Raw genomic sequence first — 19,436 nt, 5'->3', positions numbered from 1 at the left:
CCTGCTTTTCCCGGTGAAATAAACCCGCTGATATTAACCAGAGTTTGGCCACCGGGGATGTGACCTAATGACGCATGAGACAATTCGACGCATAGACAAATTCAACAGATGACGATACTCACCGTCAGACAATTGCAGAAAATAGTTAACCGATAATGAATTGAATATTTGAGCCAACGGCAACTATTAGATTAAAGTAAGTGCTAACCAGTTAAGCCCACTCCACTTAATCGATTTACGGACCAGGAAGACTACCGAAGGACACGCTATGAACTACTGCAATCTGTGCGGATCGACCGTTCGATTCGAAATACCCGCAGGCGATAACCGTCCCCGGCACATCTGCAATGAGTGTGGCGAAATTCACTATCTGAACCCCAAAATCATCGCCGGGTGTCTGCCGGTGTATGAGGATAAGGTGCTGTTGTGTAAACGTGCCATAGACCCCCGGGTCGGTTACTGGACACTGCCCGCCGGTTTTATGGAGAACGGTGAATCAACCCGCCAGGCTGCCGCCAGAGAAACCCTTGAAGAAGCCAACGCCCGGGTCAGCGATTTACAACTCTACACCCTGACCTCTATCGTCCCCGTCAGCCAGGTACAACTGATCTATCTGGCACAACTGGACGACCTGAATTTCTCTGCTGGAGATGAGACGACCGATGTAAAGCTGTTTACTGAAGACAGCGTGCCCTGGGATGAGCTGGCATTTCAGACCATCAGAAACGCTTTGCGATTTTACTTTGAAGACCGAAAAACGGGGGCGTTTCCCCTGCATCACGTCGATCTGGAAACACCGCCCGGACAGTATGTCGATAAATCTTAATCATTAAGACAAAGGAACTTAGGATGGATAACAAACTGATTCTTATTATTCTTGCTATATTACTGCCCCCAATCGCAGTATTTATGAAAACCGGAGCAGGCCTGCAACTGGTTATCAATATTGTGCTCTGTCTGTTTTTTTACCTTCCAGGTATTCTGCATGCCCTCTGGCTGGTGTTAAAATAACCACTTCCCTGTCCTGCCGTGTTTTCACCCCACGGCAACAGCTATGAATAACGGCCCACAAGGCCGTTTTTTATTTAACTGCGCTTATCCTGCGCGGATCATGAGAACCACCTATGACTTTATTAATCACCACCTGGATTAAATTTTTCGTCCTTTTCGCACCCTTCTTTGTGGTGTCTATGTTCCTCTCTCTGACCCGCAGTGACACCCCGGCAGAGCGACGCAGCACTGCTAATAAAGCGGTCCTGGCCGCGGCCCTGGCGTCACTGATTCTGTTTTTCTTCGGTTCACCACTGTTTGAGCTGTTGGGCATAACGATCGACTCTTTCCGCATTGGTGCCGGGATACTGCTGTTTCTGTCTGCCATCAGCCTGGTTAAGGATGGCATACGCACCAACGCTCAGGTACCTGGAGGTCCCAGAGAGGATGCCTCGGTTGTGCCGCTGGCGATCCCCACCATTATCGGTCCCGCCACCATCGGTGCGATTCTGGTATATGGTTCAGAGCTGCACGGCATAGAGGTTATCCTGGGACTCAGTGGCATGTTTATGGCGCTGATCTGTCTGCTGATATTATTGCATGCCGCAACCCGGGTGGAGCGCCTGCTGGGCAAAACAGGGCTGAATATTCTCAGCAAGATTACCGGCCTGATTCTCGCCGCCATGGCATCAGAGATTGTTCTGACGGGCATTACCGGCTTTATGAACCGCATCAGTCACTGAGCGTTATTACACCAATAGCGCAGATCCCCGCAGCCACGGGGTCTGCGTCGCTTACCCCAGTGATACCCATACTTAATCCACAATGATATCCACAGTTTTTGTGACTTATTTTCCCTGTTCGCTGCTGCTCAGTTAATAACCTGCTCAGAATTAACACAAAACAATTTATCTATTAAATAACAATACGTTACTTATAAAGTTAAGCGGTTACCCATACTTAATCAACACCCTTATCAACAGATTATGTTTATAACACTCAGAGTTATAAACATGATTATAAATCACTCAGCTGCCAGACATCGTAAGCGACTTCCTCATAGGGATGGGCCTGCTTCAGAGCACTCACTACGGCCTGGATAAGCTGATCTTCACACACCAGCTCAACCTTCCACTCCTCCACCTGCTGCAGCAAATTCTGACGGCCGATATGCGGGTTACTTCCCGGCAGCGGGCGGAACTGACCGAGCCCCTTTACCTGCCAACAGCAACAGTCATAGTCGCCGATCCTGCCTGCCCCCACCGCAAACAGAGCCTGCTTAACCTCTTCCAGGTTGTCTTGCGGTACAAAGAACGCCAGTTTATACATCTCTCCATCACTCCCGCTGATAAAAAAAACGGCCAGTGATTGCTCACCAGCCGTCTATCGTTATATCGAACGCTGTTTACAGCTCTTCAATCTGCCGACGCAGATCTTCCACTTTTCGGGTCACCACCTTCTCCAGGTGTTCCAGCTCTTCCAGCAGGTGCTGCTTCTTATCTTTTACCGACTTCTCTTCCACCACCAACTGCTCAAGCTCAGCAACCGCTTTCAGGTAATAGGGCGAAGGCTCGGTGCTGGCACGATAGGGCACCAGCCCCCCCTCGACCGAGACGTTGGTATGGCGCCGCTTAAACTTGAATTTCTTGCTCTTGGTCATCCATTCGCCATGATGACGATGCAGATAGACCTTCAGTACATCGATATCATTCTCTGTACGGGTGGTATATTTCTCAATTTCATGGGGATCTTCAAATCCCATCTCTTTCAGGGTCGCAAATTTTTTGGCAGACATCTGGTCACTCCATAAGCCGTTCGCTGTCATCCCATCAAATATAGATTAAAAATACTACTCTGTGGGGCAGGGTTCGCCCCATTATGGGATATTTAGTTAATCATTCATTAAAAATAAAAAAACCGTCATCCGAACCCGCTGTCACAGCTGATTCATCTGACGGTCTTTTCTCACCGCAGGTTGGTATCAGTCACGCAGACTGAGCACATCCTGCATATCGTATAAACCGTTCGCCTTACCCGCCAGCCAGCCAGCAGCCCTCACAGCGCCTTTGGCAAAGGTCATCCGGGAACTCGCCTTGTGGGTAATCTCAATCCGCTCACCTTCGGTCGCAAACAGCACGGTGTGATCGCCAACCACATCGCCGGCACGAATAGTGACAAAGCCGATCTCATCCCGGGTGCGGGCACCCACCTGACCTTCACGGCCATACACCGCACACTGACGCAGATCCCGGCCTAATGCATCGGCAACCACCTCTCCCATACTCAGCGCAGTGCCTGATGGGGAGTCGACCTTATGATGATGATGCGCTTCAATAATCTCAACATCATAATCGTCTCCCAGCGCTTTCGCGGCTTCAGCCAGGAGTTTAAAGCAGAGGTTGACACCCACACTCATATTGGAAGCGAACACCAGAGGCATCACCTCCCCAAAGCTCTTCAGCTCAGCACGTTCCGCTTCACTCAATCCTGTGGTGCCGATCACCATCGCTTTGCCCTTTACTGCACACAGCGCAAGGTTGGCCAGGGTCGCCTGAGGGGCGGTAAAATCAATCAGCACATCGAAGTCATCAATGACCTCATCAAGTGCGCCGACAAGCTTCACTCCCAGTTTGCCAACGCCGGCAACCTCACCGGCATCAGCACCGATAAGACTGCTGGTTGGTTCGACAATGGCGGCACCGAGACTAACGCCCTCAGCTGCCTGAATCGCTTCAATATTTGTTTTACCCATACGCCCGGCGGCGCCGGTTACTGCAACTCTTATCATTCTGAATACCTGGTCAGACGACTGGCTGATCTACGTCAGCCGGTCATTTAATTCATTACTCTTTCTGCTGACTAACGCTCTGATCCATATCAAACGCGGGCTTTTCGCACTCAGGACGACCCACAATCTTTGCCGGAACCCCGACCACGGTCGTATGGGGCGGAACATCTTCCAGCACCACAGAGCCTCCGCCGACTTTCGCCCCGGCTCCCACTTCGATATTTCCAAAGATCTTAGCGCCGGCAGCAATCATCACCCCTTCACGAATCTTGGGATGGCGATCACCGGTCTGCTTTCCTGTGCCACCGAGCGTCACGGACTGAAGAATAGAGACGTCATTTTCAATCACGCAGGTTTCGCCAACCACAATACCGGTGGCGTGATCAAACATCACACCGCAACCGATCTGCGCCGCAGGATGGATATCCACCTGAAACACTTCACTGACACGGCTCTGCAGGTACAGCGCCATCGAATGACGCCCCTGCTGCCACATCCAGTGTGCAATACGATATGCCTGCAGGGCATGAAAGCCCTTCAGGTAGAGAAGGACGGTGGTGAAGCTGGCAACCGCCGGATCGCGCGTGCGTACTGCGCTGATGTCCTGACAGATACACTCCAGGATGGCAGGGTCTCCCCCGAGCGCCTCTTCGATCAGCTCGCGCATCGTGATAGCGGCCATCACCTCATCTGAGAGTTTATTGGCCAACAGATAACTCACCGCTTCACACAGGCTGTGGTGACGAATAATGGTGCTGTGAAAGAAACTTGCCAGAAACGGCTCTCTGGCCATCTCCTCCCGGGCTTCCTGTTGAATCAGTTGCCACAGCTCTTTCGGTTGAGTGGGAAAATCACTCATGTAAGACTCCAAAAAGTCGCAGGGGCTGCCATGCAGCCCCCTGAGAATATCAGGTCATATCCTCAAAAAATTTCTTCACGCTGTCAAAGAAACCATGTTTCTTCGGCCCGTGATGTTTTTGCCGGTCATCCATCGCAGCTTCAAATTCACGCAACAGCTCTTTCTGCTTACCGCTCAGATTCACCGGTGTTTCAACGATCACCCGTACCAGAAGATCGCCCACGGCACCGCCACGGACCGGTTTAATCCCCTTGCCTCGCAGACGGAACAATTTTCCGGTCTGGGTTTCAGCAGGAATCTTCAGTTTAACACGGGATTCCAGTGTCGGGACCTCAAGCTCGCCCCCCAGTGCCGCGTCGATAAAGCTGATCGGAACTTCACAATAGAGATGTTTTCCATCCCGTTCAAAGATCGCATGATCCCGGACATTAACCTGAACAAACAGATCACCGGATGGACCACCATGGCTGCCTGCTTCACCTTCACCCGACAGACGGATACGGTCACCAGTATCAACACCCGCAGGGATTTTGACTGACAGTTTTTTGGTTTGCTGCTTACGCCCCTGGCCATGACAGCTGGAACAAGGGTCGGAGACAACCTGTCCCTCACCATGACAGGATGGGCAGGTCTGCTGTACCGAGAAGAATCCTTGTTGCATCCGCACCTGACCAATACCACCACAGGTACCACAGGTTTTAGCACTGGTGCCAGGTTTAGCACCACTGCCATCACATACTTCACAGGGAACCAGTGTCGGTACAGAGATGGTTTTTTCGCACCCTCTTACCGCCTCTTCCAGACTAAGATCCATGGTGTAACGCAGATCAGCACCACGTTGAACATGGCTGCGACGACCGCCTCCGTGCCCCTGCTGGCCAAAAATATCGCCAAACACGTCACCAAAGATATCACCAAAGCCTCCAGCGCCGCCGCCAAATCCGCCATGGCCACCCATGCCGTTCTGGTCGATGCCCGCATGCCCATACTGGTCATACGCCGCTTTCTTTTGACTATCCGACAAAACTTCGTAAGCCTCATTCACCTCTTTAAAGGCGTCTTCGGCCGCTTTATCGTCTGGATTACGGTCCGGGTGGTATTTCATCGCCATCCGACGAAACGCCTTTTTAATATCCCGGTCAGAAGCGTCTCTGGAAACGCCTAACACATCGTAAAAATCTTTCTTCGACATAATCTGTATCGCAATCCGGTTAACTAATACTTAAATCAGCTGAGAATAAAAACAGGACAACGCGGGACCGGCCCGCGCTGTCATATCAAGCCTGATTCACTAAAGAGACTTACTTTTTCTCGTCGTCTTTAACTTCTTCAAACTCAGCATCAACAGCATCGTCAGCCGGTTCAGCCTGGGCCTGCTCTCCGCCCTGACCTTCAGCCTGCTGAGCTGCTTCAGCATACATCTTCTGAGCCACAGCAGAGACTGCTTCGGTCAACGCAGCTGTCTTGGCTTCGATCACTTCTTTGTCATCACCTTTCAGCACGCCTTCCAGCTCTTCGATAGCGCTGTTGATCGCTGTTTTTTCCTCTTCAGTCGCCTTGTCACCCGCGTCTTCCAGAGTTTTCTTAGCGGAGTGAATCATCGCATCACCCTGGTTACGGGCCTGACTCATCTCTTCAAACTTCTTATCCGCTTCAGCATTGGCTTCCGCGTCCTGAATCATCTGTTCAACTTCTTCATCACTCAGACCAGAAGAGGCTTTGATGATAATAGACTGCTCTTTGCCAGTCGCCTTATCTTTTGCAGATACGTTCAGGATACCGTTGGCATCGATATCGAAGGTGACTTCGATCTGTGGCATACCGCGGGGTGCTGGCGGGATATCGGCCAGGTCAAAGCGACCCAGTGATTTGTTGCCAGACGCTTGTTTACGCTCACCCTGAACCACGTGAATGGTTACCGCAGTCTGGTTGTCATCGGCCGTTGAGAACACCTGAGACTTCTTAGTCGGGATTGTGGTGTTCTTCTCAATAACCGGAGTGGCAACCCCACCCATTGTCTCGATACCCAGGCTCAGTGGGGTAACATCCAGCAGCAGAACGTCTTTCACATCACCGGACAGCACCGCAGCCTGGATGGAAGCACCGATCGCAACCGCTTCATCCGGGTTAACGTCTTTACGTGCTTCTTTGCCAAAGAATTCGGTTACTTTACGCTGCACCAGTGGCATACGGGTCTGACCACCTACCAGAATGACTTCGTCGATATCAGAAGCGGACAGATCAGCATCTTTCAGTGCGATGCGGCAAGGATCCATGGAACGATCAACCAGCGCTTCAACCAGCGACTCCATCTTGGCACGGCTGATTTTTACATTCAGGTGCTTAGGACCGGTAGCGTCAGCAGTGATGTAAGGCAGGTTAACATCGGTAGACTGAGCAGAAGACAGCTCAACTTTTGCCTTCTCAGCCCCCTCTTTCAGACGCTGCAACGCCAGTGGATCATTGTGCAGATCAATACCGGACTCTTTCTTGAACTCAGCGGCCAGATACTCAATCAGACGGGAGTCAAAATCCTCACCACCCAGGAAGGTATCACCGTTAGTCGCCAGTACTTCAAACTGATGTTCGCCATCAACTTCTGCAATTTCAATGATAGAGATATCGAAAGTACCACCACCCAGGTCGTATACAGCGATGGTTTTATCGCCCTTGGACTTATCCATACCATAAGCCAGTGCCGCAGCCGTTGGCTCGTTGATGATACGCTTAACGTTCAGACCCGCAATTTTACCGGCATCTTTAGTTGCCTGACGCTGGGAGTCATTGAAGTAAGCAGGCACGGTAATGACCGCATCAGTGACCGCTTCACCCAGATAGTCCTCGGCAGTTTTCTTCATCTTCTTCAGAATTTCTGCAGAGACCTGTGGGGCCGCCATCTTCTTATCGTTAACCTGAACCCAGGCATCGCCGTTATCAGCTTCGATAATTTTGTAAGGCACCATCTTGATATCTTTCTGAACCACCTCGTCTTTAAAACGACGGCCGATCAGACGCTTAATCGCAAACAGGGTATTGTTCGGGTTGGTGACGGCCTGACGCTTCGCCGGCTGACCTACCAGAATCTCACCATCTTCTGCGTAAGCAATGATGGAGGGGGTGGTACGATCACCCTCAGCGTTTTCAATAACCCGGGGCTTGTCGCCATCAAGAATAGCAACACATGAGTTAGTTGTGCCCAGGTCTATACCAATAATTCTACCCATTTTTATCACTCCAGTAATTCTGTGCCCGTTCTGACGGGCGAAATTCTTTTAACTTGCTAGCTATATTGGTGCGGATTTATCAGTTTCAAGTCCTGACTTATTCTGCGCCTTTAGAAACAATGACCATCGCCGGACGAATCAGACGTCCATTGAGGCTATAACCCTTCTGCATGACTGCCATAACGTGGTTCGCAGCAACATCCGGATTAGGTACCATCGACATCGCCTGGTGCAGCTCTGGATTGAACGGCTCTCCCTCAGGGTTATGCTGCTCAACCTTAAACTTACCCAGGCCTGTAACGAACATATTCAGGGTCATCTCAACCCCTTCACGCAGTGCAACCACCGCTTCATCATCGCTGCTGGACGCTTCAATCGCGCGCTCCAGGCTATCGACGACCGGTAGCAGCTCATTGGCAAACTTCTCCAGCGCAAATTTATGAGCTTTCTCTACATCCATCTCCGCCCGACGGCGAATATTCTGCATCTCTGCACGGGTTCGCAATTCCTGATCTTTCAGGGCCGCAACCTGATCTCTGGCCTGAGCCAGATCCTGTTGCAACGCGTCCACATCGACATCGTCAGCGGCAACGTTTTCAGCGACCTGGTCAACGGTTGCATCAGCACCCACAGTCTCTTCAACCGCTTCAGTTACTGCTTCCGGCTGCTGCTCTTCAACCTGAGACTTATCTTCGCCTGCCATCACTTTCTCCAACCATCTGATATGTGAGTTTTCTGTTGAGCTTTTATATGGGGCTATGACAACAGGATTCAAGTGGGTATTTTTAGATTTTTTTAACCAGACTGAGTAGTTATTGATTGCACAGAAGCCATTATTGGCTTATACATTAACCACTGTATAAATACACAGACTAATGGTTATGCTGACTCAACTGAACATCCGCAACTACGCTATTGTCGAAGAACTGGACCTGGAGCTGGAAAACGGCATGACCGTTGTCAGTGGCGAAACCGGGGCTGGTAAATCAATTATGCTCGACGCTCTGGGACTCACACTGGGTGATCGTGCCGATATGGGCTCTGTTCGCAAGGGCGCCGAACGGGCAGAAATTATTGCCAGCTTCGATATCTCCAATATCCCCACCGCACAGAAATGGCTGAGACACCAGGATCTGGATGACGATGAGTGCATTCTGCGCCGGGTGATCACCACCGAAGGGCGCTCAAGAAGCTATATCAACGGCAGTCCCTGCCCGATCAACAAAGTCCGCGAACTGGGTGAATACCTGATCGAGATTCATGGTCAGCATGAACACCAGCGGTTGTTGAAAAAAGATCATCACCGCTACCTGCTGGATGCCTATTCCGGCAAGGGTGAACTGGCAGGCAAAACCCGTCAGCTGTTCCGCAACTGGCAAAGCCTGAACAACCGTTTGCGGCAGCTGTCAGCTCAGAGTGAAGAACAGACCGCCCGCCTGCAGCTACTCAGCTATCAGGCGGAAGAGCTGGAACAACTGGGAATCAGTGAAGGGGAATATGAAAAACTGGTCGAGGAGCAAAGCACCCTGGCCAATGCCGGTGAGATCCTGCAGTCCGGACAGCAGATCTTACAGCTCACCAGCGAGGCTGAAGAGGTTAACTGTTTAAGCCTGCTCAACCAGTGCCAACACCTGCTGGGCAAGATCAAGGGTACCTCACCCTCGGTCAGCCAGACCATCGAGATGCTGAACAGCGCTCAGATTCAGATCGAAGAGGCTTGTCAGGAGATGAGCCACTATATGGACCGGGTTGAACTGAACCCGAAACGCCAGGCTGACGTTGAAGAGAGACTCAGCAGCATATTTGATATGGCGCGTAAACACCGCATACCCGCCGAACAACTGCCACAGTTCTATCTCGACATCCAGCAGGAGCTGGAGGGTCTGAACATGTCAGATCAGGCACTGGAACAGCTGCATCAGGAAACAGAGAACGCCCGCCAGGCATTTATCGACAGCGCAGAGAATCTCAGCAAAGCGCGCAAAAAAGCCGCCCTGTCACTCAGAAACGAGGTCAACAAACAACTTCACAGTCTGGGGATGACCGCCGCTGAACTCAGTGTTTCCATCACCCCCTATAACAAAGACCAGCTGAATGCCCATGGCCTGGAAGAGGTTGAGTTTCTGATCACTACCAACGCCGGCCAGCCGCCCCGTCCACTGAACAAAGTCGCCTCTGGCGGCGAACTTTCGCGGATCTCTCTGGCGATTCAGGTGATTACCGCGCAGACCTCCAGCACCCCGACTCTGATCTTCGATGAGGTCGATGTCGGTATCGGTGGTGCTATCGCTGAGGTTGTCGGTCGGTTGCTGCGCCAGCTCGGTGAAAACAACCAGATTCTGGTGGTCACCCACCAGCCTCAGGTGGCATCCCAGGGACATCAGCATCTGTTTGTCAGCAAGCAAACCGTAAAGGATAAGACCCTCACCCGCATCGATCGCCTGAATATGAACCAGCGTGTTGGCGAAGTGGCACGTATGCTGGGCGGTATCGATGTCACCGAAACCTCCCTGGATCATGCCCGGGAGATGCTGGGACTGGATGCCATTAAAAGCTGACACCCGAACACAGCAGAGGTTAGAAACGTAAAAAACCGGCATAGCCGGTTTTTTAAAACTCTGAAAATATCTCTGAGATAACTATTTCGTGTTCGCGCAACCATCGGCACACTCACCGTAGAGATAGAGCGTCCGGTCAGTGATTTTAAACCCCAGCTCCTTAGCGATCTGATCCTGACGTTTTTTCAACGCAGGATCACTGAACTCACGCACTTTGCCGCACTTCACACAGACAATATGATCGTGCTGTTCATCCTGGGTCAGTTCAAAAACCGAATGGCCACCTTCAAAATGATGCCGTGAAACCAGTCCCGCGGCCTCAAACTGAGTCAGTACACGATAAACGGTTGCCAGGCCAACATCTTCATTGTGCTCCAGCAGAAGCTTGTAGATATCTTCTGCACTGAAATGATCACCTTCGCCCGCTTTCTCAAGAATCTGATAAATTTTCACCCGAGGCAGGGTAACCTTCAGGCCAGCTTTACGTAATTCTTGATTTTCAAGTGCCATAATCTTTCTCTATGATGTTTATCTCAACGAATGTTAGACTTGCGATCTCAATTATCTGATTTTATACGCGAAAGTGGAAGTCATTTACTAATGCAAAAAATTCTTATTAGCGTTATCGCCGCTATTTTACTGGCCGGATGCTCCGAATTCCCCGGCGTTTACAAGATCGATATACCACAGGGCAATGTGGTCACCCAGGAGATGGTCGATACCCTCCGCCCGGGAATGACACAGAATCAGGTCCGATATGTTCTGGGCACGCCCCTGATCACCGACAGTTTTAACAATAACCGCTGGGATTATATCTACCGTAACCAGTCCGGTGAAACCGGCACAATCACGCAACAACGCCTCACGGTTCTGTTCGATGCCAATGGCAATCTCTCAGGATTCGCGGGTGACTTCCGTCCCGGTGGCAATCAGCAATAACCACCGACCAGATCGGGTACAGTGAAACACCGGATACTCTCCGGTGTTTCATACTCCCTGAGCGGTTAAACCTCCACCACTCAGGCTGAATCTCTGATCGTCAGCTCTGCGCTTCCCGCTCCGCTTTTGCCTTAGCCGCCCGGCGGGCACGAATCTCTTTGGGATCGGCAATCAGCGGACGGTAGATCTCCACACGCTGCCCCGGCTTAAGGATATGCTGTTTAGGGTCAGCGATCGCTTTACCAAAAATCCCCATAGGGTCATGCTCAATATCGATCTGCGGAAAAAAATCTGCAATACGGGACTGAACCACCGCCTCATACGCAGAACAATCCTCTGCCACCTGCAGCGGGATAATCTTCTGTTCATTCGCAAGGGCATACGCCACTTCAACTTTCATCGTGCCCATTATTTTTAAACCTTAAACCGTTAACCATAAACCTGATCAGCGCGATTCACAAAAGCGTCAACCATCGTTGCTGCCATCTGATTAAACACCTTGCTCATTGCCAGGCTGGTAAGTTTGCCTGAAAAATCAAACTGCAGACTCAGACTCACCTTACAGGCCTCTTCACTCAGAGGCTTAAAGGTCCAGAGTCCGGACAGACTGGAGAACGGCCCCTCAACCAGCTCTATCCTGATCATTCCGGGTCGTTCCAGCGTATTGCGGGTCGTAAAGCTATATTTCAGTCCCGCTTTCGCAACATTCAGACTGGCCTGCATCGTCTCTTCAGTCGACTCGATCAGCGTCGTTCCAGAGCACCAGGGCAGAAACTGCGGGTAACTCTCCACATCATTGACCAGATCAAACATCTGCTCTGCTGTATGAAGTACTAACGCGCTCCGGTCTACCTGTGTCATGCCATCAGCCCAGTTTTTCGATCAGATTGAAAATAAAGATCGCAGCAACCGCGATCGGTGCAATATAACGGATCGTAACCGACCAGGCCAGATAGTAGGCCGGAGTCACAATCGCCAGTTCATCCCGGGTTATCCGCTGATGCAGAATCCAGCCGGTAAAGACTGCCACAAACAGCCCTCCCAGCGGCAGAAAGATATTCGCGGTAACGAAATCGAGAAAATCAAAGATATTCATACCAAACAACGCGATATCACTACCAAAGTTAAACGAACTCAACGCAGCGATTCCCAGCAACCACACCAGCAGCCCCAGCATGATACAGACCGGCCCCCGTTTCAGACCAAACTTCTCCACCATCCAGGCCACACCCGGCTCCATCAGCGAAATCGCCGAGGTCCAGGCGGCCAGCGCCACCAATACAAAGAACAAAAAGCCGAAAATCTGTCCGCCCGGCATATGACCAAATGCCACCGGCAGGGTAATAAACATCAGACCCGGACCCGCCCCTGGATCCAGCGAGTTGGCAAAGACGATCGGAAAGATAGCCATACCCGCCACCAGCGCGACAATGGTATCCAACGCGGCAATCGTCAGCACGGTACCACCGATAGAAGCACTCTTGGGCATATAGGAACCATACGCCATAATCGATCCCATCCCCAGGGACAATGTAAAGAATGAGTGCCCCAACGCCACCAGCACGGCATCCCAGGACAGCTCGGAAGGGTCAAAATGAAACAGGAACTCAACGCCTTCGCCAAACGAACCCGAGGTCATCGAATACCCCAGTAACAACAGCAACAAGACAAACAGCGCCGGCATCATAATCTTAGTGGCCCGTTCCAGGCCTTTATTAACGCCTCCCATCAACACCACCATCACCAGCACCACAAATACCGAGTGCCAGATCAACAGTGCCTGGGGATCTGCCAGCAACCGACTGAAAGCCTTGCCCGCCTGCTCACTGCCGATATCGAGAAACTCACCATTTCCCATCGCGGCAACATAGGCCAGCACCCAACCGGCAACGACCGAATAAAAGGAGAAAATCAGAAAACCAGCCAGCGCGCCAACCCAGCCAACCATCGACCAGTTAGGCGAATGATCAGCCTCGAGCGCCACCTCGCGCATTGAGTTAATCGGACTCTGGCGTCCGCGCCGTCCCACCAGCACCTCCGCCATCATAATCGGTACACCCACCGCCAGAATAAACAACAGATAAACCAGAACAAAAGCACCGCCGCCATTCTGACCAGCGATATAGGGGAACTTCCAGATATTACCCAGGCCAACAGCTGACCCCGTCGCGGCCATAATAAAGACCCAGCGACTGGCCCATGATCCATGGATATTTTGGCGATCTTTCATGTAAATCTCTTAAAGTAGACTGATATTTCAAATAATAAAATAGCCCGGCATTGTCCATATTTTGGCCACTCAATTCAATGACACCGGCCATGCTCCGGGCAAAAAAACCGTTTTTGTCTAAAGTTGACTGTTGAGAGGCATCAAGCCATCCTCGCCGCTCAATTCTCTTTCATTGAACTGTAACGCTCTATATAATCCCGCCCCATGGCAAAGAAGAAAGCAAAACCCAGTGGCAATACCATCTGCCAGAACAAGAAAGCCCGACATGAGTATTCGATTGATACTAAGTTCGAGGCCGGACTGTCTCTCACCGGATGGGAAGTAAAAAGCCTCCGCGAAGGTCGCGGCCAGCTTGTGGACTCCTATGTAGTTCTGCATAACGGCGAAGCGTGGCTTGTTGGCGCCCATTTTACACCACTGAAAACCGCATCCACCCACGTAATTGCGGACCCGACCCGACAGCGCAAGCTGCTGCTGCACCGGCGCGAAATCGATCGGCTGATCGGTGCTGTTCAGGCCAAAGGTTTCACCTGTGTTGCCCTCGCCCTTTATTGGAAGAACGACCGGGTAAAATGTGAAATCGCGCTGGCTAAGGGTAAGAAACAGCATGACAAACGGGATGCGGAGAAAGAGCGCGACTGGAACCGTCAGAAACAACGTGTACTGGCGGCAAAGTAGAACTGTTCTCAAGATAAAGCTATATTCTTGCTGTAAACCGGCTATAATGCCGGCCCGTCTTACATAACACGCTGACAGTTTGGTTAAACGAACTATCCGGGTGTTGTGTAGTCGGAAATACTATGGGGGTGACTTGGCTTCGACGCTGATTGCGAACCCTTTGGTGCATGTCGTGAGTGTAGTGAATCACGTAAATCAATTACTACACAGTTATAGTTGCAAACGACGATAACTACGCTCTAGCAGCATAAGTCTGCTTGCGCTGCTCCTATAGGTGTCTATAACTAAAGGATTTTGCAGTGTCATTCGAGATAGAATCGCCCGGAAGCTTTGTCTCAAGCTGAACGGTTAAAACCTAAAGAGGCTCGCCCTAAACGCCCTGACCTTCGGGCCGTGCTGGGTTAATTGAATAGAAGTGTCTAAACATGTAGATCTAGAGGCAGAGGATTGGCGGACGCGGGTTCGAAACCCGCCACCTCCACCAAATACCACAAAAAAGGCCACCCTCCGGGGTGGCCTTTTTTGTGGTATCGGTTTCGGTGTGGTGGGTATTGAGAAGCCGCGGAGCGGGTTCGAACCGAGCGCGCTCTTGGCGCGACACATCATCGTCGCTCTTCACGATGACCCGCAGGGCAAGGCCGGAACGGACACAGTAAACCCGCCACACATTATCCCAGCACCTGCCCAAACGCCGAGGAGCCCTTTTCTTTGCTCTGATGAAAGTAAAGCGGGTATTGAGAAGCCTCGTAGCAGGTTCGAACTGAGCGCGATCTTTGCGCAACACATCATCGTCGCTCTTCACAATGACCCGCAGGTCAAGGCCGGAACGGCCGCAGTAAACCAGCCCCCCACCAACCACCCAAAAAAAGGCCACCCAGAAGGGTGGCCTTTAACTACCATCGGTGCGTAAATGGTAGTACATCCATTAAATGGAATCTTAATGCATCATCCACACCGGCAATCTTGCGTGACCGACCATATTCTGGGTAACACCACCGAATATCTGCTCATGCACGCGGCGATGAGTAAACCCTCCCATGATCAGCAAGTCTGAATTGATCGAGTCCGCCATCGAAAGAATCGCTTCTCCGGTTGATCGGCGTCCAGTATCGAAGTGCTTTGATTCCGCTTTGATACCGTGACGTCCCAGATACCTGATCAGCTCTTCCGTGCCAGGTTTACATGGAGCTGAGCTTTCGCTGGTGGCAATAATGATCTCTTTTGCCTGCTGCATAATAGGTATCGCCTGAGTGATTGCCCGGCTCCCTTCTGTGCTCCCGTTCCAGGCGATTAATAGGCGTTCGGCACTAAACGTCGTCATTGTTCTGGGAACTAATAAGATGGGTTTACCACTGCGCATTAAGGCGGCTTCGAAAGTGGCTGTGGGTTTGCCGCTTCTTGGCTGAGGCAAAATAATGAGGTCACTCACCTTACCCCACTCGCCTACAAGTTCGCTACGCAAGCCGTAGATATCACGCCAGTAGGCGCTTGGTTTATCTGTGACTGAGTCATCGCTGTGAATAATATCGCGTTGTTCACAAAGCTGAATGAACATCGCTTTAAGTTCGCTCGACTCAGTATTGGAATATTTGTCGGCTATCGCTTCTAACTCATTCAAGAGTTTCTGGGGCATTGACCGGGCCACCGCATCGACGGGAATAAATTGTCGCGGGCTGACTTGCGCATGCAATACTTCCAGGTGAGCACCGAAGAATGCTGTGACTGATAATGCACCCAGCAGTCTTTCCTGCACCTCTCCACTGCTGGAAAGCGGCATCAGTATAGATTTTACTGATCGCATAATTCTTCTCCTTATATACCTGATTGATCAGTTCAGAGGCCAGGGCATATGTACAGTTTCCTGCAACAGACCACTTGGAAGATCAAGGACCATCACATGTGCCAGTGTTGCCATAAATACAACAGCTGAGCTGCAGAGTACGAACGTGCGGAGCATCGATGCGCGCGCTTTAACTAACAGGAATGCAACAAAGAAAACGGCAATGGATATCAGGAAGCCAACAAAATAGCAGCCAACAACAAGTCCAGCTATCCAGTAGACATAGTGTAAAAGACTGGCGATGCTCTGATCCCCCTGATAACCGGCAGCAACTTCGTTATCGAAGTTGACAGTATCTTCAACCTGGTTGGTTACAAGCTTGAACAGTACGATACCGCTCAGAATAAGCATTACGCCACAGACTCCGCCGGTAAAGACACCGCCCAGCATCGATTGCTGGAAGGCATCATAGAGGCCATAAGCAAATGTCAGGAAGATAGCGCCGGCAAATAGCTTTTGCGGTCCTAAGTTAGTTGGACGCAGCGGTTTTGCCTGAGTACCGGAGTCAGTGCTGGTTTCAGTACTGGAATCATCTTTACCACTGTTTGTTGCATGACGTGCAGCAAAGTAGATAGAGATAGCGGTAATGGCACCAATGATTAATACACCTGGTTTCAGCAGGAATCCGAGGCCATCAAACTGAATCGCCTGATATAAGTATGTTTCCATTCCGCTGGCCAGCACAAATCCGATCAGAAAAGCAGGGCGTGGCCAGTCAAAGCGCTTCATTAACACACCTAAAACACCAATTCCCAATAGCGCCACAAGATCGCTCAGATCACGGGTAGCCTGGAAAGCAGCGAAACAGATCACAGTGATCATGAATGGCGCCATCAACGCATAGGGAATCGTCGTTAATTTTGCGACCCATTTTGATAAAAACAAACAGGCACCAGCGCCCACAACATTAGCGATCGCTAATGACCAGACGATGGTATAGGTTACGTCCAGGTTAGATGTAACCATCGATGGTCCGGGCTCGATACCAATTAATACCATACCGCCCAGAAATACCGCCATGCTGCCTGACCCCGGAATGCCAAACAGAAGTGTCGGAATGAGCGCGCCACCCTCTTTAGCATTATTGGAGGATTCAGGTGCGATGACACCACGTACATCGCCGTTGCCAAAACCATCTTTATCTTTTGTGGTTTGTACTGCATGGCCATAGGCGATCCAGTCCACCACACTCCCACCGAGACCTGGCAGGGCGCCAACTATACAACCAATAATGGCACATCGCAGGGCCAGCCAACGGTTTTTAATCAGATCTCTGATACCGTTTACCCATCCACGGCCCAGCTCTGCGGCTTCTGAAATAGCGCTGTTCTGGCGAAGCAGATCGATAATTTCCGGGAGTGCAAAGATACCCAGGCCGACAACAACCAGCGGAATACCATCCATAAGATAGAAGTTTCCGAAGGTCATTCGGTATTCACCCGTAGCAGGTGCACCACCAACGCTACCCAGCAGCAGGCCCACACCACAAGCACTCAGGCCTTTTACCAGACTATTACCGCCTAATACACCGACCATGCTCAACCCGAGCAGAGTCAGCATAAAGAGTTCTGCCGACCCGAAAGCCAGAATGACTGGACGGGCGATCAGGACGAAGCCGGTCAGTACAACAGCACCAAACAGGCCGCCAAATAAAGAGGAGGCAAACGCAGCTGAGAGTGCGCGAGCGGCCTCCCCTCGTTTAGCCATGGGGAATCCGTCCAACACGGTGGCTTGTGAGCCACTGGATCCTGGAATACCCATCAACACCGATGTAAAGGTATCGGAGGTTGGGATAACAGCAACTAAACCAATCAGCATCGCCAGTGCGGTGGTTGGTTCCATGCCGTATAGAAAAGGAAGTAATAAAGAAAGCCCGGCGATACCGCCAAGACCCGGAAAAATGCCGATAGCAAGTCCCAGCAATACACCACCCGCTAAATAGAGCAGATGGGTACCAGTCATGACAGTCTGTAGGGCGGTTAGGAATGCGTCTAACATGGTTCCTTACCTCATAAAAAGTGAACGACGGGCTCGGATGAGCCCGTGTCAGGGATAGTCAACAGGAATAGTGTTTACCCGATGGGTTGACGTGATAAAGGAAACAACGAGCTTATAATTGCACGTTGTATCGGCTGGTCAGCCAGTTACGAACCCACTCTCGGTCAGCATCTGAGATATCAAGCGCTGCTTTAAATGCTTTAACTGCTTTACCTTTTACGGCCTGAGGATAGTCACCAAGAACCAGCTCAGAGCGACTCTTGAAGTCATCTGCCTTAACGGTTTTTTCTACTGCATCTCCCCAGGCATCGATGACGTCCTGTGGGGTTCCTTTAGGCAGGAAAATACCTTTTTGTGCGGCAAAGCCTGCCGCGAAGAACGCTTTCCACACTTTAAATGCAGTTCCTTCTGGTTTTTTGCCATGGATCATCTCATAGACTTCAGCAAAGTGAGGCAGATCCGGGAAGTTTGGATCACGTTGCAGGTTGCCATCCTCATCCAAAACGCCCCAGGACATGATAGGCACAACTTTGCCTTCATCTACCAGCGGTACAACTTTTTTCAGGTAGGCTGACGATGTTTGGTAATCAACGTTAACTTCGCCACGCTCGAAAGCCAGACGACCCGCGCCACGGCCTTTCATGCCGAAAATAGCCTGTACATCAATATCCAGAATATCCATCGCTAACAGAGGCACTAAGTCGAGGGAGGTTGCACCCTGACTGGCGTATTTAAGCTCTTTACCGCGTAGTGATGCCAGTTCTGCTGCCGATTTGATGCCGAGTTCAGGGCTGACATAAAAAACCCCACCCGTAGGTGATGCCAGTACTGGCGTCCAGTTTTTGTAATCATAGTTGACGCGTGTATCGCCTAACAGATACGGAAACTGAGTGGAGCCGGAAGTACCTATAATATTTAAACCATTATCTTTGGCTTTTCGCTGAAACTGATTAGCGCCTTTGGTTGAACCGCCTCCAGGAATATTTTTCACCACGATAGCCGGTTTTCCAGGTAGATTTTCAGAGATCAGTGGGGCAAAAAAACGAGCCCAGGTATCTGAACCGCCGCCTTCTTTAAATGGAATAATCCACTCCACGCGTTCGCCATCAAAGTCGACCGCATGTACGGGATTAGCGACTGTCAGACTCGCGATGCAGGCTGCGCTGGCAGCCAGGGCTTTGATTAATTTACCTGCACTTCGCTTATTATTTCTCATAGTATTCATTCAGGACTCCAGTCATACTTTTTATAATTAGAATAGAGATGACCATTAGAATATTTTTTTTGGTCTTCCCATTGTTTCTACTTCAAGTTACCGTTCAAAACTGTCAG

Annotated in this window: 20 protein-coding genes and 1 other RNA gene; 7 read left to right on the top strand and 14 right to left on the bottom strand. The window is 50.9% G+C overall.

Annotated features, from left to right (window positions below; all coding sequences use genetic code 11):
- The first annotated feature begins 268 nt into the window (after window positions 1-268).
- The 3 genes from BMY09_RS05715 to BMY09_RS05705 all read left to right on the top strand — a co-directional run bounded on the left by BMY09_RS05715 (window position 269) and on the right by BMY09_RS05705 (window position 1,733).
- Window positions 269-826: an NUDIX hydrolase gene (locus tag BMY09_RS05715; protein ID WP_091355130.1), complete on the top strand. Its 558-nt coding sequence runs from the start codon at window positions 269-271 to the stop codon at window positions 824-826.
- A 23-nt stretch (window positions 827-849) separates the two neighbouring features.
- Window positions 850-1,011 (top strand): YqaE/Pmp3 family membrane protein, encoded by a 162-nt coding sequence (locus BMY09_RS05710; protein WP_091355128.1) that lies wholly within the window; start codon window positions 850-852, stop codon window positions 1,009-1,011.
- Between the two features lie 113 nt (window positions 1,012-1,124).
- Window positions 1,125-1,733, top strand: a complete 609-nt coding sequence (locus tag BMY09_RS05705) for a MarC family protein (protein WP_091355126.1) — start codon at window positions 1,125-1,127, stop codon at window positions 1,731-1,733.
- 274 nt (window positions 1,734-2,007) lie between these two features.
- On the opposite strand, the gene BMY09_RS05700 is transcribed toward BMY09_RS05705, so the two are convergent.
- The 7 genes from BMY09_RS05700 to grpE all read right to left on the bottom strand — a co-directional run bounded on the left by BMY09_RS05700 (window position 2,008) and on the right by grpE (window position 8,564).
- The gene (locus BMY09_RS05700; protein ID WP_091355124.1) at window positions 2,008-2,319 is read right to left on the bottom strand and encodes a YqfO family protein; all 312 of its coding nucleotides are present in this window, start codon (window positions 2,317-2,319) and stop codon (window positions 2,008-2,010) included.
- 76 nt (window positions 2,320-2,395) lie between these two features.
- Window positions 2,396-2,785, bottom strand: coding sequence for a DUF3461 family protein (locus BMY09_RS05695; protein ID WP_091355123.1), 390 nt, complete (start codon window positions 2,783-2,785; stop codon window positions 2,396-2,398).
- Between the two features lie 186 nt (window positions 2,786-2,971).
- Complete coding sequence (gene dapB / locus BMY09_RS05690) at window positions 2,972-3,778, bottom strand: 4-hydroxy-tetrahydrodipicolinate reductase (RefSeq protein ID WP_175483447.1); 807 nt, start codon at window positions 3,776-3,778, stop codon at window positions 2,972-2,974.
- Between the two features lie 55 nt (window positions 3,779-3,833).
- Window positions 3,834-4,637, bottom strand: a complete 804-nt coding sequence (gene cysE / locus BMY09_RS05685) for a serine O-acetyltransferase (protein ID WP_091355120.1) — start codon at window positions 4,635-4,637, stop codon at window positions 3,834-3,836.
- A gap of 49 nt (window positions 4,638-4,686) precedes the next feature.
- A complete protein-coding gene (gene dnaJ / locus BMY09_RS05680) occupies window positions 4,687-5,829 on the bottom strand; it encodes a molecular chaperone DnaJ (protein ID WP_091355118.1) in 1,143 nt (380 codons plus the stop codon).
- Window positions 5,830-5,938: 109 nt separating this feature from the next.
- A complete protein-coding gene (gene dnaK / locus BMY09_RS05675; protein WP_091355115.1) occupies window positions 5,939-7,861 on the bottom strand; it encodes a molecular chaperone DnaK in 1,923 nt (640 codons plus the stop codon).
- 97 nt (window positions 7,862-7,958) lie between these two features.
- A complete protein-coding gene (gene grpE / locus BMY09_RS05670) occupies window positions 7,959-8,564 on the bottom strand; it encodes a nucleotide exchange factor GrpE (RefSeq protein ID WP_139203137.1) in 606 nt (201 codons plus the stop codon).
- A gap of 178 nt (window positions 8,565-8,742) precedes the next feature.
- On the opposite strand from grpE, the gene recN reads away from it, so the two are divergent.
- Window positions 8,743-10,419 carry a DNA repair protein RecN gene (recN, locus tag BMY09_RS05665; protein WP_091355113.1) on the top strand — a complete coding sequence of 559 codons (1,677 nt, stop codon included), beginning with the start codon at window positions 8,743-8,745 and terminating at the stop codon, window positions 10,417-10,419.
- Between the two features lie 81 nt (window positions 10,420-10,500).
- On the opposite strand, the gene fur is transcribed toward recN, so the two are convergent.
- Window positions 10,501-10,929, bottom strand: coding sequence for a ferric iron uptake transcriptional regulator (gene fur, locus BMY09_RS05660; RefSeq protein ID WP_091355110.1), 429 nt, complete (start codon window positions 10,927-10,929; stop codon window positions 10,501-10,503).
- 90 nt (window positions 10,930-11,019) lie between these two features.
- Between fur and BMY09_RS05655 the strand changes: the two genes are divergently transcribed.
- Window positions 11,020-11,358, top strand: a complete 339-nt coding sequence (locus BMY09_RS05655; protein ID WP_091355105.1) for an outer membrane protein assembly factor BamE — start codon at window positions 11,020-11,022, stop codon at window positions 11,356-11,358.
- 100 nt (window positions 11,359-11,458) lie between these two features.
- On the opposite strand, the gene BMY09_RS05650 is transcribed toward BMY09_RS05655, so the two are convergent.
- The 3 genes from BMY09_RS05650 to BMY09_RS05640 are packed head-to-tail and all read right to left on the bottom strand — an operon-like array spanning window position 11,459 to window position 13,588.
- Window positions 11,459-11,758, bottom strand: a complete 300-nt coding sequence (locus tag BMY09_RS05650; protein WP_091355277.1) for an RnfH family protein — start codon at window positions 11,756-11,758, stop codon at window positions 11,459-11,461.
- Window positions 11,759-11,787: 29 nt separating this feature from the next.
- Window positions 11,788-12,219, bottom strand: a complete 432-nt coding sequence (locus BMY09_RS05645) for a type II toxin-antitoxin system RatA family toxin (protein ID WP_091355102.1) — start codon at window positions 12,217-12,219, stop codon at window positions 11,788-11,790.
- A 4-nt stretch (window positions 12,220-12,223) separates the two neighbouring features.
- Entirely contained in the window at window positions 12,224-13,588 is a 1,365-nt protein-coding gene (locus BMY09_RS05640; RefSeq protein ID WP_091355100.1) for a sodium-dependent transporter, read from the bottom strand.
- 204 nt (window positions 13,589-13,792) lie between these two features.
- On the opposite strand from BMY09_RS05640, the gene smpB reads away from it, so the two are divergent.
- Window positions 13,793-14,266: an SsrA-binding protein SmpB gene (smpB, locus tag BMY09_RS05635; protein ID WP_091355097.1), complete on the top strand. Its 474-nt coding sequence runs from the start codon at window positions 13,793-13,795 to the stop codon at window positions 14,264-14,266.
- Between the two features lie 124 nt (window positions 14,267-14,390).
- Window positions 14,391-14,750, top strand: a transfer-messenger RNA (tmRNA) gene (ssrA, locus tag BMY09_RS05630).
- 453 nt (window positions 14,751-15,203) lie between these two features.
- On the opposite strand, the gene BMY09_RS05625 is transcribed toward ssrA, so the two are convergent.
- The 3 genes from BMY09_RS05625 to BMY09_RS05615 all read right to left on the bottom strand — a co-directional run bounded on the left by BMY09_RS05625 (window position 15,204) and on the right by BMY09_RS05615 (window position 19,329).
- A complete protein-coding gene (locus tag BMY09_RS05625) occupies window positions 15,204-16,067 on the bottom strand; it encodes a universal stress protein (RefSeq protein WP_091355095.1) in 864 nt (287 codons plus the stop codon).
- 27 nt (window positions 16,068-16,094) lie between these two features.
- Window positions 16,095-18,104: a tripartite tricarboxylate transporter permease gene (locus BMY09_RS05620; RefSeq protein ID WP_091355092.1), complete on the bottom strand. Its 2,010-nt coding sequence runs from the start codon at window positions 18,102-18,104 to the stop codon at window positions 16,095-16,097.
- A 112-nt stretch (window positions 18,105-18,216) separates the two neighbouring features.
- Complete coding sequence (locus tag BMY09_RS05615) at window positions 18,217-19,329, bottom strand: Bug family tripartite tricarboxylate transporter substrate binding protein (protein WP_245756509.1); 1,113 nt, start codon at window positions 19,327-19,329, stop codon at window positions 18,217-18,219.
- Between the last annotated feature and the right edge of the window lie 107 nt (window positions 19,330-19,436).

The sequence above is a fragment of the Amphritea atlantica genome, assembly GCF_900111095.1.
In the GTDB taxonomy this organism is placed as follows: Bacteria; Pseudomonadota; Gammaproteobacteria; order Pseudomonadales; family Balneatricaceae; genus Amphritea; species Amphritea atlantica.
Note: the sequence above shows the minus strand (reverse complement) of the source record. Positions and strands in the feature narration are given on the sequence as shown.

Bases quoted from the DNA above. Each gene is read 5' to 3' on its own strand.
- BMY09_RS05655 (WP_091355105.1), top strand. From the start codon at position 11,020: ATGCAAAAAATTCTTATTAGCGTTATCGCCGCTATTTTACTGGCCGGA.
- BMY09_RS05640 (WP_091355100.1), bottom strand. From the start codon at position 13,588: ATGAAAGATCGCCAAAATATCCATGGATCATGGGCCAGTCGCTGGGTC.
- dnaJ (WP_091355118.1), bottom strand. From the start codon at position 5,829: ATGTCGAAGAAAGATTTTTACGATGTGTTAGGCGTTTCCAGAGACGCT.
- BMY09_RS05650 (WP_091355277.1), bottom strand. From the start codon at position 11,758: ATGAAAGTTGAAGTGGCGTATGCCCTTGCGAATGAACAGAAGATTATC.
- BMY09_RS05695 (WP_091355123.1), bottom strand. From the start codon at position 2,785: ATGTCTGCCAAAAAATTTGCGACCCTGAAAGAGATGGGATTTGAAGAT.
- BMY09_RS05615 (WP_245756509.1), bottom strand. From the start codon at position 19,329: ATGAATACTATGAGAAATAATAAGCGAAGTGCAGGTAAATTAATCAAA.
- BMY09_RS05705 (WP_091355126.1), top strand. From the start codon at position 1,125: ATGACTTTATTAATCACCACCTGGATTAAATTTTTCGTCCTTTTCGCA.
- BMY09_RS05710 (WP_091355128.1), top strand. From the start codon at position 850: ATGGATAACAAACTGATTCTTATTATTCTTGCTATATTACTGCCCCCA.
- smpB (WP_091355097.1), top strand. From the start codon at position 13,793: ATGGCAAAGAAGAAAGCAAAACCCAGTGGCAATACCATCTGCCAGAAC.
- dapB (WP_175483447.1), bottom strand. From the start codon at position 3,778: ATGATAAGAGTTGCAGTAACCGGCGCCGCCGGGCGTATGGGTAAAACA.
- BMY09_RS05625 (WP_091355095.1), bottom strand. From the start codon at position 16,067: ATGCGATCAGTAAAATCTATACTGATGCCGCTTTCCAGCAGTGGAGAG.
- BMY09_RS05620 (WP_091355092.1), bottom strand. From the start codon at position 18,104: ATGTTAGACGCATTCCTAACCGCCCTACAGACTGTCATGACTGGTACC.
- BMY09_RS05715 (WP_091355130.1), top strand. From the start codon at position 269: ATGAACTACTGCAATCTGTGCGGATCGACCGTTCGATTCGAAATACCC.
- cysE (WP_091355120.1), bottom strand. From the start codon at position 4,637: ATGAGTGATTTTCCCACTCAACCGAAAGAGCTGTGGCAACTGATTCAA.
- fur (WP_091355110.1), bottom strand. From the start codon at position 10,929: ATGGCACTTGAAAATCAAGAATTACGTAAAGCTGGCCTGAAGGTTACC.
- recN (WP_091355113.1), top strand. From the start codon at position 8,743: ATGCTGACTCAACTGAACATCCGCAACTACGCTATTGTCGAAGAACTG.
- dnaK (WP_091355115.1), bottom strand. From the start codon at position 7,861: ATGGGTAGAATTATTGGTATAGACCTGGGCACAACTAACTCATGTGTT.
- grpE (WP_139203137.1), bottom strand. From the start codon at position 8,564: ATGGCAGGCGAAGATAAGTCTCAGGTTGAAGAGCAGCAGCCGGAAGCA.
- BMY09_RS05700 (WP_091355124.1), bottom strand. From the start codon at position 2,319: ATGTATAAACTGGCGTTCTTTGTACCGCAAGACAACCTGGAAGAGGTT.
- BMY09_RS05645 (WP_091355102.1), bottom strand. From the start codon at position 12,219: ATGACACAGGTAGACCGGAGCGCGTTAGTACTTCATACAGCAGAGCAG.